We start from the raw sequence: 13,786 nt of genomic DNA on the forward strand, positions 1-13,786 counted from the left end.
GCTAGGTCGAGCGTCAGCTCCTGTGACTACCTCCATGGGCGCCACTACCAACGTTGATCCGCGCCGCCTAACGCGCCGGTGTCGCGGGCAAGACCTGCACCAGCGTCGGTCGCGGGCCATGCAATTTGTCGACGCCGATCAACGTCAAAATCAGCAGCAACGGCAGGAGCAGCGCCTTGAGAATACGCATGGTCGATCTCCCTCACAGTGATGGCCGTTGAAACCCATGCTAAAACCGCGCCGCCGCCGATGAGTTACTACCTTGGTACTGCCTGAGCGGTACTTTCTGCATATTTCATTCTGCCTCGCAGGCTTCCTATGCTGGCGCTACCTGTAACGGAGTGCCTTATGCGCCAGCTTGCCCCATACGCCCTGATCTACCTGCTGGCGATTGCCTGCGCCGCCGGGCTGGCGACCCAGAGCCAGGCGGCCGACGCGCCGTTGCAGGTGCAGATCGGCTATTTGGGCTATCGCACCGATCCGGGCCCGCTGCTGTCGAACATCATTCCCGAACCGGTCGATGCCGGGTTGCGCGGCGCCGAACTGGCGATCACCGACAGCAACAGCACCGGGCGTTTTCTCAACCAGAGTTACAGCCTGCTCAGCGCCAACGTCGACACGCCGGATGCGCTGCTCGAAGCGGCCAAGGCCCAGCATGAACAGGGCCTGCGTCTGTTTGTGGTGAACGCGCCGGCCGCCAGCCTGCGCCAACTCAGCGCCGCGTTGCCCGACAGTTTGCTGTTCAACGCCGGCAGCCCTGATGACAGCCTGCGCACCACCGATTGCCTGCCGAACGTGCTGCACAGCTTGCCGAGCCGCGCGATGCTCGCCGATGCGCTGGCGCAATTCCTGGTGGTGCGCAAATGGCAACGGGCGCTGCTGATCGTCGGCCCGACCCCGGACGATCAAGCCTATGCCGCCGCCCTGCGCCGCGCGGCCAAACGCTTCGGGCTGAAACTGGTGGCGGAAAAAGCCTGGAGCTTCGACAACGATCAGCGCCGCAGCGCCCAGGCCGACATGCCGCTGTTCACCCAAACCGCCGAGTACGACGTGGTGCTAGTGGCCGATGAACGCGGCGACTTTGGCGAGTACGTGCCCTACCAGACCTGGTATCCCCGCCCGGTCGCCGGCACCCAGGGCCTGACGCCGGTGGGCTGGCACAAAACCGTGGAAACCTACGGCGCCGCGCAATTGCAAAAGCGCTTCGAAGCCCTGGCCGAACGCTGGATGAACGACCGCGATTTCGCCGCATGGATCGCCGTGCGCAGCCTCGCCAGCGCGGTGAGCAAACTGCGTCAGGTCGATCCGATGGCGATCCGTACGCTTGAGATCAGCGATCAATTGCCGCTGGACGGTTTCAAGGGTCGCAAACTCAGTTATCGACCGTGGAACGGCCAGTTGCGCCAACCGATACCGATCGTCCAGCCCCGCGCACTGGTCAGCACCTCGCCCCAGGACGGTTTCCTGCACCCCTTTAACGAAATGGACAGCCTCGGCTACGACAAGGCCGAAGTCACCTGCCGTTTTCCCTGAGCCGATAATTAAAACAACAAGGAATCTGCCATGCGCCGCACCCTGCTTTCCTGCGCCCTCTTGCTCGCCGCCGGGCACGCCGCGGCCAGCACCGCCTGGGTCTCCAACGAAAAGGACAACAGCCTGAGCCTGATCGACCTGCAGACCCTGCAAGTCACCGACACCCTGCCCGTCGGCCAGCGCCCGCGCGGCCTGTTGCTGTCTCATGACAACAAGCTGCTGTACATCTGCGCCAGCGATTCGGACCGAGTGCAGGTGATGGACGTGGCCACGCGCAAGATCATCAAGGAACTGCCGTCCGGCAAGGACCCCGAGCAATTCGCCCTGCATCCCAACAACCGGTGGCTGTACGTTTCCAACGAGGACGATGCGCTGGTGACGGTGATCGACACCGAAACCTCCAAGGTCCTGAGCCAGATCAACGTCGGCGTCGAGCCCGAAGGCATGGCCGTCAGCCCCGATGGCAAATGGGCGGTGAACACCAGTGAAACCACCAACATGCTGCACTGGATCGACACCAGCACCCAGACCCTGGCCGACAGCACGCTGGTGGATCAGCGCCCGCGCTTCGTCGAGTTCACCCCGGACGGTTCGAAGCTCTGGGCGTCGGCGGAGATCGGCGGCACGGTGACCATTCTCGACGTGGCGACGCGCAAGATCCTCAAGACCCTGACCTTCCAGATCAAGGGCGTGCACCCGGACAAGGTGCAACCGGTGGGCATCAAGCTCAGCGCCGACGGCAAGTACGGTTTCGTCGCCCTCGGCCCGGCGAATCATGTGGCGGTGATCGATGCCAAGACCTTCGAAATCCTCGATTACCTGCTGGTCGGTCGGCGCGTCTGGCAGATGTCATTTACCCCGGACCAAAAGCAATTGCTTGCCACCAATGGCGTCAGCGGTGATGTGTCGGTGATCGATGTCGACAGCCTCAAGGTCACCAAATCGGTCAAGGTCGGGCGCTATCCGTGGGGCGTGGTGGTAACGCCATGAACGCACTGGACGTCAGCGACCTGAGCTTTGCTTATGGCACACGCGAGGCCTTGCGCCAGGTGAATTTCAGCCTGGCGCCCGGACGTTTCGCGGCGCTGTTGGGGCCGAACGGCGCGGGCAAGTCGACGCTGATCGCCCTGCTCACCCGGCTGTATGATCTGCAACGCGGTGACATTTCGGTCGGCGGCTGTTCGCTGCGCAACGCCGCGCGGCCGGCACTCAAGCAATTGGGCGTGGTGTTCCAGCAAAGCACTCTGGACCTGGACCTCAGCGTCGAGCAGAACCTGCGTTATCACGCCGCGCTACATGGCATGTCGCGGCGCCAGACCGGCCTGCGGGTCGAGGCCGAACTGGCGCGCCAAGCGCTGACAGAACGCCGTCGGGAACGGGTGCGCGAACTCAACGGTGGCCACCGTCGCCGAGTGGAAATCGCCCGCGCCTTGCTGCATGAACCACGCCTGTTGCTGCTCGACGAAGCCAGTGTCGGTCTCGACCCGGCCAGTCGCTTGGCGCTCAATCAACACATCCGCAGCCTGTGCCGCGAACAGCACATCAGCGTGCTGTGGACCACTCATTTACTGGATGAAGTGCAGCCCAGCGATGACTTGCTGATTCTCCATCAGGGCCGCTTGGTCGCCAGCGGACAGGCCGACGCGCTGAGCCTGGAACACGGTGGCGATCTCGGCTCGGCCTTCGCTCGCCTGACCACCTCTGGAGCCGCCCGATGAACGCTTACTGGCAATGTTTCAGCGGCATCGTCCTGCGCGAATGGCTGCGTTTCGTGTTGCAGCGCACACGGTTTCTCAGTGCGCTGGTGCGGCCGCTGCTGTGGCTGCTGGTGTTCGCCGCCGGTTTCCGCGCGGCCCTCGGGATCGCGATCATCGAGCCTTACGACACCTACATTCCCTACGAGGTCTACATCATCCCGGGCCTGGCCTGCATGATTCTGCTGTTCAACGGCATGCAAGGTTCGCTGTCGATGGTCTACGACCGGGAGATGGGCAGCATGCGCGTGCTGCTGACCAGCCCCCTGCCCCGGACCTTCCTGCTGTGCAGCAAGTTGTTGGCTACCTCGCTGATTTCGCTGTTGCAGGTGTATGCCTTTCTGGCGATCGCCTGGCTGTATGGCGTGCAGCCGCCGGCCATGGGCTTGTTGATCGCCTTGCCGGCGCTGTTGCTGGTGGCGTTAATGCTCAGTGCACTGGGCCTGCTGCTATCCAATGCGATCCGCCAGTTGGAGAACTTCGCCGGGGTAATGAATTTCGTGATCTTTCCGCTGTTTTTCCTGTCGTCGGCGTTGTACCCGCTGTGGAAAATGCGCGAGTCCAGCGAGTGGTTGTACTGGTTGTGCGCGGTGAATCCGTTCACCCATGCGGTGGAGCTGGTGCGGTTTGCCTTGTATGAACGCTTCAATCCGTTGGCGCTCGGGGTCTGCGTGGGCTTGACGCTGCTGTTCACCCTGCTCGCCGTGCTCACCTTCAACCCGCAACACGCCGCCTTACGCAAATCCAGCTAACACCACAAATCCAATGTGGGAGCGGGCTTGCTCGCGAAAGCGGCCATCCAGTCGACACAGTAGGTGTCTGACACGCCGCCTTCGCGAGCAAGCCCGCTCCCACATTTGATCTTCGTTGAATAGGAGAAAATTACTACTTTAGTACCGGTTTACCTGTCTATCGTCGCATTCCAATCGCACCGCGACTGGCATGTAATGGGTTCATAACTATAAGGATTGAACCCCATGCCGCGTGCCCGACGTCGTCTGCTGCGCCCTTCGCTCGCTGTGCTGTCGTTGAGCCTGTTGCTGGGCGTCGCGCACGCCGAGACCCCGCTGTTCTCCGCCGACGGCTACCGCATCGGTCTATACCGCAGCCCAACGCCGAATCAACTGGACGGAGCGGCCATCGTCGACACCGCCGCCCTGCAAACCCTGCTGAGCCAAACACCGCGTCCGGTGCTGATCGATGTCTACCGCCGTCAATGGCTGCAAGGCCGTTTCATCGAAGACCAGCCCCACGAGAACCTGCCCGGCAGCCATTGGCTGGCCAATACCGGCGACGGTGACCTGACGCCCGACTGGCGCGACTATTTTGCGCGTAAGCTGAACGCATTGACCGCCGGCGATCGCGCGCAACCGCTGGTCTTCTACTGCCGCTCCGATTGCTGGTTGAGCTGGAACGCGGTCAGGCGCGCCGCCGCCATGGGCTATAAAACACTGTATTGGTACCGCGATGGCCTGGATGCCTGGCAAGCGGCGAACCTGCCCGTGGTGCCGGCCCAGCCCGAGCCCTTTCCCTGATCTTTACGCTTGCGTGTTGTCCCACCATAATCAAAATAATGAGGTGAAAGGCTATGTATAAAATTCTGATTGCCGACGATCACCCGCTGTTTCGCGAAGCCATCCATAACGTCATCAGCGACGGTTTCCCCGGCAGCGAAGTGATGGAAACCGCCGACCTCGACAGCGCCCTGGCGCTGACGCAGGACCACGACGACCTGGACTTGATCCTGCTCGACCTGAACATGCCCGGCATGCACGGCCTCAATGGCCTGATCAACCTGCGCAACGAGGCGCCGACCATTCCGGTGGTGATCGTCTCGGCCGAACAGGACAAACAGATCGTGCTGCAAGCCATCACGTATGGTGCGGTGGGTTTCATCACCAAATCCTCGCCGCGGGTGCAGATGACCGAGGCCATCCAGCAGATTCTCAACGGCAATGTCTACTTGCCGCCGGACATCATCCGCACGCAAAAACCCGGCACTCATCGCCGCATGAACGACAACCCGAGCTTCCCGACCGAACTGCTCCAGGCCCTGACCCGCAAGCAGTTGTTGGTGCTCGAACGCATGACGAAAGGTGAGTCGAACAAGCAGATCGCCTACACCCTGGAAATCGCCGAAACCACGGTCAAGGCGCATGTCTCGGCGATCTTGCGCAAACTCAATGTGCACAACCGGGTGCAGGCAATACTGAGTGCCGGGGATATTGATTTCGGGTCTTACCTACGGCGCTGAGACCGCGTCGCCCCTTTCGCGAGCAAGCCCGCTCCCACATTTGACCGAGTTCACCTCAAATCAAATGTGGGAGCGGGCTTGCTCGCGAAGAGACCAGCACAAACACCAGAAGCCTCAAGGCCTGCCGAGCAAATGACTGATCGCCGTCTTGAGCTTCATCGGCCGCACCGGCTTATGCATCAACGTGTGACCCAGCTCGCGAATCTGCAGTTTGAGTTCATTGCTGTAATTGGCCGTGATCATCATCGCCGGGATCGCTGAGCCACGCCGGGCATTGATCCGCGCCACGGCATCTACGCCGTTCTGATCGTCATCCAGGTGATAGTCGGCGATCAGCAGGTCGGCTTCTTCATGGTAGTTGTCCACCTGCCGCGCCAGGTCCTGCTCCGACAACGCCGTCACCACCCGGCATCCCCACCCTTCCAGCAAGGTGCGCATGCCGGCGCAAATCGCCGCGTCGTTGTCCAGCACCCACACCCGGGCGCCGCGCAGACGCTCAAGCATCGGCTCACTCATGACCAGACTCGGCAGCGCCTTCGGTGCGGTCGCGCTCAAAGGCACTTCAACCGAGAACATCGAGCCCTTGCCCGGCCACGAACGCACATGAATCCGGTGCCCGAGAATCCCGGCAATCTTCTCCACGATCGCCAGCCCCAGACCCAACCCGCGATCCTGATCCGGACGTTGCACGTCACCACGTTTGAACTCCTGGAAAATCTCTTCCAGGCGGTTTTCCGCGATGCCCATGCCGCTGTCCCAGACTTCAATCGACAACCGCTGATGATGACGCCGGCACCCGAGCACCACCCGACCGCTGTAGGTGTAGCGAATGGCGTTGCTCAGCAGATTGCGCAGAATCCGCGCCAGCAACTGAATGTCGCTGCGCACCAGCGCCGAGCACGGGATGAAATGCAGTTGCAGCCCTTCGCTACGCGCCACGTGGGTGTATTCGGCGGCGAGGTTGTCCAGCAACTCACTGAGGGCAAACGGCGCGATGTCGGCCTTGATGACTCCGGCATCCAGTTTGGAAATGTCCACCAATGTGCCCAGCAGGTTTTCCACGTCTTCGAGGGAATTGCTGACATTGCGCACCAGAATTGCGTTGGCCACCGGCTCGCGGCGCTCCATCAGCGCGCTGGTAAACAGCCGCGCAGCATTCAGCGGTTGCAGCAGGTCGTGGCTGACCGCGGCGAGAAATTTGGTCTTTGACAGGTTGGCCTGCTCGGCTTCGAGTTTGGCTTCACGCAAGCGCGATTCCATGCGCCGACGTTCATCGATCTCGCGCAGCAACTGGTCATTGAGCGTGGTCAGCTCCGCCGTGCGTTCGCGCACTCGCAGTTCAAGGTTCTGATAAGCCTGGTGCAACGCCTCGGCAGTGCGGCGACGCTCGGTGATGTCGCGGATCAACACGAAAATCCCCACCACTTCCCCGGTGGCCAGGCGATTGGGCACGTAAGAGCGCAGCATGTAGCGCTCCTGATTGTTGATGTTGGTTTCGGCGAACTCAAATGTCACGCTTTCACCGGCCAGCGCCCGCGCCACGTAGGCTTCCAGGCGTTGGTAATGCTGTTCGCTGTGCACTTCGCGCAGACTCTGCCCTAGCATCACGCCACGCGGCCAGCAGTACCATTCTTCGTAGACTTTGTTGGTGAACTCGTAGACCAGATCGGCGTTGAGGTAGGCGATCAACGCCGGCACATGGTCGGTGATCAGGCGAATCCAGCGCTCGCTTTCGCTGAGGGCTTCGGCGTGCTGGTAGCGTTCGGTGATGTCGGTGAAGGTGTTGACGAAGCCACCGGTGGGCAACGGATGGGTGCGGATTTCCAGGACTCGGCCATCGTACAGGCGCTGTTCGCATTCCTGCACGTGCCGCCCGTTCGGATCGCGGCTGGCCGGGGTCAGCAGGTTCAATTCGCTGTCGGCGATCACCTCGGCGAACGGTCGATGCGCCGCCACTGGAGCGAGTCCGCTGAGCTCAAGGAAACGCCGGTTCCACAGTTCCAGGATGCCTTCGGCGTTGACCATCGCCACGCCTTGGGACAGGTTGTCGACCGCCCGTTGCAGCAAATGCGATTTCTGCGCCACGGCTTGTTCACGGCGCACGGTTTCACTGAGTTTGACGTCGGTGATGTCGGTGAACAGGATCACCCGCCCGCCTTCCTGGGTCGGCCGTTCGCTGACTTGCAGCCAGCGACCGTTCTGCAGGCGATAGAGCAGGTTTTCGTCGGCATGCCCACGGGGTTCTTCGGTGAACAACCCGGTGGAGGCCATCAAGCGCTTGACCTCGGACAGGCGCATGCCGGCGTTGATCCGCACCCGGCTGTTGCCCCAGAACGCCTTGAAACGGCTGTTGAACAGGACGATTCGCTGATCGGCATCGAACAGTACAAAGGCGTCGGAAATGCTCTCGATGGCGTCGATCAAATGTTGATGGGCGGTTTCTGCCCGCAGGCGCGCTTCGCTGAGCAAATGGTTACCCGACTTGAGTTCGGCCATCGCCTGGTTCAAGGCGTCGGTGCGCTCGCGAACTTGTTCAGCCAGCACCACCGAATGCTGGAACGCCGCGTACGGGTCGTTGCCACGGGTGATGCCGGACTCGATCCGCTCGATCAGCGCGCCATTGATGCGCTGCAATTTCTGGTTGTCGTGACGCAGGCTGGCGACCTGTGCCTGAAGCTCAGCGATGTCCAGGGGTCCGGCCTCGGGCAATGGCAACCCCAGTGAAGGTCTGGTTGATGTGCATGCCATTGAACTGTTCTCCGTAGGTGTTGAAACCCATCACCCGCTGGTCACGCAAAAACCTTCCGATCTGCTCCAGACTGCCGCCGTCTTCCAGTTCCAGACGCCTGAGAAAACAGTCGCAGCCGATGGTCAGCAACAGGTCGCCGAGGCGCTCTTGAAGGCCTTCGAACAGGGTTTGCAGGTTCGGCAGCATCGGGCCTGGGGTCATGACCGTGAGGACGATGCCGTTTTCCACCGCGCAGTAGAAACTCAGGCTCAGGTCCGGGTGAACCTGCTGGATCGCCCGCACGTAATACTGATCGTTGATCCGCACCGCCAAGGGGTGCGCGGCGAAGACCCGGTGATCGAGCTCCGCGACGGGCACGCCGATGTGGCGGGCGTACTCCTCGGCGGCGGGTTCGGCATTCAGTTCGAAGACCCGGCGTGAGGCGCTGTCGGCCCCGGTGACCACCAGTTTTTCCGCCCTTGGCAGGATGTGGTGGGTGGTGAACACTTCAAAATCCAGCCAGGTGTTGACCAGCACCACCACCGCGGCGCCGCTGTGGAACTCGCCATTGCAATAGACATGGGTGTGGGTCAGGCGGTTGTCGTCGCCGGCCGAGCCGCCGAAATGCGGGATGTCACCCAGTGCCGCACTCAGGGCGGCGAGGACCATTTCTTCGCGGCTGGACAGGCCGTCGAGCAAGGTCAAGGCGAAGCTGTTGCCCTTGATCGGCGCCAGGGTGTTGCTGCGACAGCCACTCACCAGGCGCTCGACCATTTGCTGGGCGTCGATCAGGCTGAAGTGCTCCATTTCGGAGATCAGTTCAGCGTCGATGGAAAAATGCCGATGGTCGAAACCCACCGCTGTCACGCAATTGCGGCCGTAGCCCAGCGGAGTGATTTCCCCGGCGCTGGTGCAACCGACCAGGCGAATACCGCCGAAGCTTTGTTGCAAGGCCTGGCCCAGCGCCTGCAAGTCGTACTCGGCGGAACAGAAAAACAGTACGAAGCCCAAATGCGGGTGCAATAGCTGCCGCGCCAGCTCCTGCGCCACCTGCTGGGCATCGGTGGCCTGGGACATCGCACTGACCACACCTTCATTCTGGACCTGCTGCATTGTCGCCTCCCGCAGGTGCGCGTGTATGAGGCACGAGTGTACGAAGGCTAGGGGCTGCGACGTATGCTACTTGGGTAGCGAATAGCCGCTTCGATGGGATGAGAGCCGGTCTATCGCGGATCTAAAAAACGCCACACATCCCCTGTAGGAGCGAGGCTTGCCCGCGAAAGCGGTGTGCCAGTCGATATCGATGTTGAATGTGATGGCCTCTTCGCGGGCAAGCCTCGCTCCTACAAAGGATTGGCGCAGGACTACCAGGCCCACACCGCCCCCACTGTAGGAGCGAGGCTTGCCCGCGAAGGCGGTGTACCAGTCGACATCAATGTTGAATGTGATGGCCTCTTCGCGGGCAAGCCTCGCTCCTACAGGGGGTTGGCGTGGGGTTACCAGGTCAACACAGCACCCACCGCGAAGGTGTCGGTGTTTTCATTCTGGTCGCTGGTGTCGTGGCCGTTGATTTCGAACTGGTTGTACTCGGCCACCAATTTGAGGTTGTCGTTGATGTCATGGAACAGCGCAACACCCCGGGTCTCGTAGTCCGCACCGCTGCCGACCACGCCGTTGCCATCGTCGTTGGTCTTGCCGTAAGACAAGGCCAGGCGGTTCTTGCCGAGTTTGTAGGAGCCCTGCAACAGGTAGCCGTCGCTGTCGACGTTGCGCAGGGTCGGCTCACCGGCGTTGTTGGTGAAGAACGGGTTGATGCCCTTGGCCTGGAAGCCAGAACCGACCAGGGTCAGGCCGCCCATTTTCGCCTGCACGCCGTAGCCAACACCTTTGGAGGTGACCGAGTTGACGGTGGAATCAGTATTGTCCGACGTCTGGTAGCTGCCGTTGACCCAGCTATAAATCTTCGCCCCGGCCACGTCGAACTGGTAGGTGACCTCGCTCTCGGTACGCGGGTTTTCCTGATACGCCTTGCCCAACGGGCTGCTGTCGTTGGTGTCCACCGGGTCCATGATCCCCACCGCCACCCGCAGTCCCTCCATCACCGGCGTGCGATAGGTGATCTGCGACGTCGGGAACGGGTACGGATAGCCCGTGCCGATGTTGCCGAACGACACCCCGCCACCGTCCACCAGCCCCAAGGTATCGCTGACCTGACCGTAACCGGCGAGCAACTCATCCAGCAGGATGTTGGAGCGGGCAAACAGGCCGAAGTCCTTGCCGATCAGCACCTCGCCCCACTCAGGATTGGCCACGGTGCCGTAGAACTGCCGCACATCGATGGCAGTGTCGGTGCCGTTGGTCTGGCTGTCGTTGATGGTCACCCAGAACGATGCCCGGGCGCCGAGCTTCAGGTCATCGACTTGCTTGCCCATGTTGAAGCCCAGGTAGTTGGGCAGATACCCCATTTTCACTCGCGCTTGCTTGCGGTCGTACTGATCGCCGGCACGGTCGACATCGCTGTTTACGTAGAAGGCGTTGATGTAGCCGTCAGTGGAAAACGTGGTCTGGTCCTTGTCGTACAGCATGATCTCGGCTTCAGCGATCGAGCTCAAACCGAAGGTCGACAGGCTGGCGATGAAGGCCGGCAAGAAACGATGCTTGAAGTTCTTATTGTTGTGCATGACGCGCTCCGCAGCGGGGGGACTGGATGTCGGAGGCGATTATCGAAAGCTGACCGGCGGCGTCATACGCTGCCTTGGAGGCGGTTTGCAGGTGCTTTGGTTTGGCCGCTGGTGCGCGGCAAGTTCGGTGTAAGACCGGGCCACGCCAAGGCCCGGAACTAAGGGTGTACGCCTGCCGGGCGGACTGGCGTTCAGAGGAACCGCTACGGGCTAGACGACCGCTCTAAACAGCATGTAAGCGGCGACCACCACGCAGATGGAAGCGAAGCCGGTTTGCAGTGCCCGCGGCGCTACGCGTGCGCAAAGGTTGCGGCCAATGACCATGCCGACGATGCTCGCGAGGATGAACGTCACGCCCAAACCGTCGATGCGCACGCCGGCATGAAAGGCCCCGATCACGCCAATGGCGGAGATCAGGCTGATCACCATCAAGGAGGTGGCGACGATGCCGCGCATCTGCACATCGGTCAGTTGCTTGAACGCCGGGACGATCAGAAAGCCACCGCCGACGCCGAGCAGCCCGGAGACCACGCCGGTCACCGCACCGAGCGCCGCGAGGGTCGCGGTGCATTTGGCGGTCCAGGAAAAGCGCCCGGTCTGTTGATCGAGCATGCAGTTTTTCTGGCCCCAGTTGGCGTGACCGTGGTCGCTCGGCCCTTCGTCCTGGCGCTCGCGACGCAACATCCGCCACGCCACCATGACCATCAACAAGCTGAACAGAATCATCAGGATTTTTTCCGGCAACTGATGGGCGAAGAAGATGCCGATCGGCGAAAAAATCGCGCCCAACAGTGCGATCAGCAACGCCGCGCGATAACGCACCAGACCGTGCCGCAAACCGTCGATGGCGCCGACCGCTGCCGCACTGCCCACCGCAAACAGCGCGACCGGCGCCGCCTGGGTCATGCTCCAGCCCAACCCCAGCACCAGGGCCGGCACGGCAAGAATGCCGCCCCCGGCACCGGTCAAGCCGAGCACCAATCCCATCACCACGCCAAAAAAACCTGCCAGCAACATAAAACACTCGTGATCCGCGAAAAAAGCCGGGAACGCCCGGTATCGATTGAGTGACAGGATAGAGCCCGCACAGCTTTTTTCCTGCATTGAATTCAGCCGGGGCTGGTCAACCCGGGGAAAATGAAACTACCCTCAACACTTGTCCCACTCGAAACAGCCACCATGCCCGCCTTGATTGAAGCCTTCCTCGACCCTGCCTCCTCGACCTATAGCTACGTGATCTACGAAGCCGATGGCGGTCAATGCGCGATCGTCGATCCGGTGCTCGACTACGACCCGGCCGCCGGGCGCACCGCCACCACCCAGGCCGACAACATCATCGCCTTCGTGCGTGAACATCAGTTGCACGTGCAATGGCTGCTGGAAACCCACGCCCACGCCGATCACCTGTCCGCCGCGCCGTACCTGCGCCGGGAGCTGGGCGGGAAGATTGCCATTGGCGAATCGATCAGCAAGGTTCAGGGGGTGTTCAAGGCGTTGTTCAATCTTGAGCCGGCGTTTTGTGTCGACGGTTCGCAGTTTGATCATTTGTTTGCGCCGGACGAATCGTTCCGCATCGGCAATCTGAAAGCCACGGCCCTGCATGTGCCCGGCCACACCCCGGCGGACATGGCTTACCTGATCGACAGCGATGTGATTCTGGTGGGCGATACGCTGTTCATGCCGGATGTGGGCACCGCGCGTTGCGACTTCCCCGGCGGCAACGCCAACCAGATGTTTGCCTCGATTCACAAACTGCTGGCCTTTCCTGCCAGCGTGCGACTGTATGTCTGCCACGACTACCCGCCCGCAGGTCGCGAACCTCAGTGCGTGAGCACGGTGGGTGAGCAGCGTAAAAGCAACATTCACATTCACGATGGCATTGATGAGGCCGCGTTCGTCGCGATGCGTACCGGGCGCGATGCCGGATTGGGCATGCCGACGCTGTTGTTGCCGGCGATTCAGGTGAACGTGCGGGCGGGGAATCTACCGCCGCCCGAGGACAATGGCGTCACGTACCTTAAAATTCCCCTGAACAAACTCTGACCCTGCCTGTAGGAGCGAGCTTGCTCCGGGCGGCGCTCCGACGATGGACGTTAACGATGACGCGAGTTATCTGAATAAACGCATCGCCCTCAAGTCCATCGCGAGCAAGCTCGCTCCTACAGGGTGATATTTCAGCTGGCAAGGGTTAACCCGTTGGCCGGCAACGGCAGCGCGGTTTTGTAGCGCACCTGCTTCAGCGCAAAGCTCGAACGAATGTTCGCCACGCCCGGCACTTTGGTCAAAAAATCCATCATGAAGCGCTCAAGCGACTGAATCGTCGGCACCAGCACGCGGATCAAGTAGTCCGGGTCACCGGCCATCAAATAGCACTCCATCACTTCCGGACGATCCGAGATCGCCTCTTCGAAATGCTGCAACGCCTCCTCCACCTGTTTCTCCAGGCTGACGTGGATAAACACATTCACGTGCAGCCCCAGCAGATCGGCATCCAGCAGGGTCACCTGCTCACGAATCAGCCCTAGTTCCTCCATCGCCTTGACCCGGTTGAAACACGGCGTCGGCGACAGGTTGACCGAGCGTGCGAGGTCGGCGTTGGTGATACGGGCGTTCTCTTGAAGGCTGTTCAAAATGCCGATATCGGTACGGTCCAGTTTGCGCATGAGACAAAACCACCTGTTTTTTATGTTTATGCAGATTATTTATCCTCAAATGATCTCCAGCGCAACGAAACAGAGATAAATATTCTTCTGGCCCGGGCCTATTATTGTTGTAGGACAAGATTCCTTTTATCGAAGGAATTCTGTCAGCTCACTACAAAAAATTCACAAGATCG

The 13,786-nt window shown here is 61.1% G+C and carries 13 protein-coding genes; 7 read left to right on the forward strand and 6 right to left on the reverse strand.

The window, feature by feature from the left end; genetic code table 11:
* Positions 1-67 precede the first annotated feature (67 nt).
* On the reverse strand, positions 68-190 hold the full coding sequence (locus ACIPL2_RS20200; RefSeq protein WP_401358868.1) for a hypothetical protein: 123 nt from the start codon (positions 188-190) through the stop codon (positions 68-70).
* A gap of 158 nt (positions 191-348) precedes the next feature.
* Here ACIPL2_RS20200 and ACIPL2_RS20205 point away from each other — a divergent pair, with 158 nt between their 5' ends.
* From ACIPL2_RS20205 to ACIPL2_RS20230, 6 genes are all read left to right on the forward strand, one after another.
* Complete coding sequence (locus ACIPL2_RS20205) at positions 349-1,533, forward strand: ABC transporter substrate-binding protein (RefSeq protein ID WP_401358870.1); 1,185 nt, start codon at positions 349-351, stop codon at positions 1,531-1,533.
* 30 nt (positions 1,534-1,563) lie between these two features.
* Complete coding sequence (locus ACIPL2_RS20210) at positions 1,564-2,523, forward strand: YVTN family beta-propeller repeat protein (protein ID WP_401358871.1); 960 nt, start codon at positions 1,564-1,566, stop codon at positions 2,521-2,523.
* A complete protein-coding gene (locus ACIPL2_RS20215) occupies positions 2,520-3,251 on the forward strand; it encodes an ABC transporter ATP-binding protein (RefSeq protein WP_401358873.1) in 732 nt (243 codons plus the stop codon). The genes ACIPL2_RS20210 and ACIPL2_RS20215 overlap by 4 nt, the downstream gene beginning before the upstream one ends.
* Entirely contained in the window at positions 3,248-4,039 is a 792-nt protein-coding gene (locus ACIPL2_RS20220) for an ABC transporter permease (RefSeq protein WP_401358875.1), read from the forward strand. The genes ACIPL2_RS20215 and ACIPL2_RS20220 overlap by 4 nt, the downstream gene beginning before the upstream one ends.
* Positions 4,040-4,264: 225 nt before the next feature.
* Positions 4,265-4,822 carry a PQQ-dependent catabolism-associated CXXCW motif protein gene (locus tag ACIPL2_RS20225; RefSeq protein WP_401358877.1) on the forward strand — a complete coding sequence of 186 codons (558 nt, stop codon included), beginning with the start codon at positions 4,265-4,267 and terminating at the stop codon, positions 4,820-4,822.
* Between the two features lie 53 nt (positions 4,823-4,875).
* Complete coding sequence (locus tag ACIPL2_RS20230; protein ID WP_401358878.1) at positions 4,876-5,541, forward strand: response regulator; 666 nt, start codon at positions 4,876-4,878, stop codon at positions 5,539-5,541.
* 114 nt (positions 5,542-5,655) lie between these two features.
* On the opposite strand, the gene nahK is transcribed toward ACIPL2_RS20230, so the two are convergent.
* The 4 genes from nahK to ACIPL2_RS20250 form a co-directional block, all read right to left on the reverse strand.
* Positions 5,656-8,250, reverse strand: coding sequence for a hybrid sensor histidine kinase/response regulator NahK/ErcS' (gene nahK, locus ACIPL2_RS20235; RefSeq protein ID WP_401359081.1), 2,595 nt, complete (start codon positions 8,248-8,250; stop codon positions 5,656-5,658).
* Complete coding sequence (gene nosP, locus ACIPL2_RS20240; RefSeq protein ID WP_401358880.1) at positions 8,219-9,382, reverse strand: nitric oxide-sensing protein NosP; 1,164 nt, start codon at positions 9,380-9,382, stop codon at positions 8,219-8,221. Before nosP ends, nahK begins: the two co-directional genes overlap by 32 nt.
* A gap of 383 nt (positions 9,383-9,765) precedes the next feature.
* A complete protein-coding gene (locus ACIPL2_RS20245) occupies positions 9,766-10,950 on the reverse strand; it encodes a porin (protein ID WP_401358881.1) in 1,185 nt (394 codons plus the stop codon).
* Positions 10,951-11,160: 210 nt separating this feature from the next.
* Complete coding sequence (locus ACIPL2_RS20250) at positions 11,161-11,967, reverse strand: sulfite exporter TauE/SafE family protein (RefSeq protein ID WP_401358883.1); 807 nt, start codon at positions 11,965-11,967, stop codon at positions 11,161-11,163.
* A gap of 162 nt (positions 11,968-12,129) precedes the next feature.
* On the opposite strand from ACIPL2_RS20250, the gene ACIPL2_RS20255 reads away from it, so the two are divergent.
* On the forward strand, positions 12,130-12,993 hold the full coding sequence (locus tag ACIPL2_RS20255; RefSeq protein WP_401358885.1) for an MBL fold metallo-hydrolase: 864 nt from the start codon (positions 12,130-12,132) through the stop codon (positions 12,991-12,993).
* 131 nt (positions 12,994-13,124) lie between these two features.
* Here ACIPL2_RS20255 and bkdR read toward each other — a convergent pair whose 3' ends face one another.
* Positions 13,125-13,613 (reverse strand): Bkd operon transcriptional regulator BkdR, encoded by a 489-nt coding sequence (gene bkdR, locus ACIPL2_RS20260; RefSeq protein WP_150710645.1) that lies wholly within the window; start codon positions 13,611-13,613, stop codon positions 13,125-13,127.
* Between the last annotated feature and the right edge of the window lie 173 nt (positions 13,614-13,786).

The sequence above is a fragment of the Pseudomonas sp. NPDC086251 genome, assembly GCF_044746405.1.
GTDB lineage: Bacteria > Pseudomonadota > Gammaproteobacteria > Pseudomonadales > Pseudomonadaceae > Aquipseudomonas.

Bases quoted from the DNA above. Each gene is read 5' to 3' on its own strand.
- bkdR (WP_150710645.1), bottom strand. From the start codon at position 13,613: ATGCGCAAACTGGACCGTACCGATATCGGCATTTTGAACAGCCTTCAA.
- ACIPL2_RS20210 (WP_401358871.1), top strand. From the start codon at position 1,564: ATGCGCCGCACCCTGCTTTCCTGCGCCCTCTTGCTCGCCGCCGGGCAC.
- ACIPL2_RS20255 (WP_401358885.1), top strand. From the start codon at position 12,130: ATGCCCGCCTTGATTGAAGCCTTCCTCGACCCTGCCTCCTCGACCTAT.
- ACIPL2_RS20200 (WP_401358868.1), bottom strand. From the start codon at position 190: ATGCGTATTCTCAAGGCGCTGCTCCTGCCGTTGCTGCTGATTTTGACG.
- ACIPL2_RS20220 (WP_401358875.1), top strand. From the start codon at position 3,248: ATGAACGCTTACTGGCAATGTTTCAGCGGCATCGTCCTGCGCGAATGG.
- nosP (WP_401358880.1), bottom strand. From the start codon at position 9,382: ATGCAGCAGGTCCAGAATGAAGGTGTGGTCAGTGCGATGTCCCAGGCC.
- ACIPL2_RS20230 (WP_401358878.1), top strand. From the start codon at position 4,876: ATGTATAAAATTCTGATTGCCGACGATCACCCGCTGTTTCGCGAAGCC.
- ACIPL2_RS20250 (WP_401358883.1), bottom strand. From the start codon at position 11,967: ATGTTGCTGGCAGGTTTTTTTGGCGTGGTGATGGGATTGGTGCTCGGC.
- ACIPL2_RS20205 (WP_401358870.1), top strand. From the start codon at position 349: ATGCGCCAGCTTGCCCCATACGCCCTGATCTACCTGCTGGCGATTGCC.
- ACIPL2_RS20215 (WP_401358873.1), top strand. From the start codon at position 2,520: ATGAACGCACTGGACGTCAGCGACCTGAGCTTTGCTTATGGCACACGC.
- ACIPL2_RS20225 (WP_401358877.1), top strand. From the start codon at position 4,265: ATGCCGCGTGCCCGACGTCGTCTGCTGCGCCCTTCGCTCGCTGTGCTG.
- ACIPL2_RS20245 (WP_401358881.1), bottom strand. From the start codon at position 10,950: ATGCACAACAATAAGAACTTCAAGCATCGTTTCTTGCCGGCCTTCATC.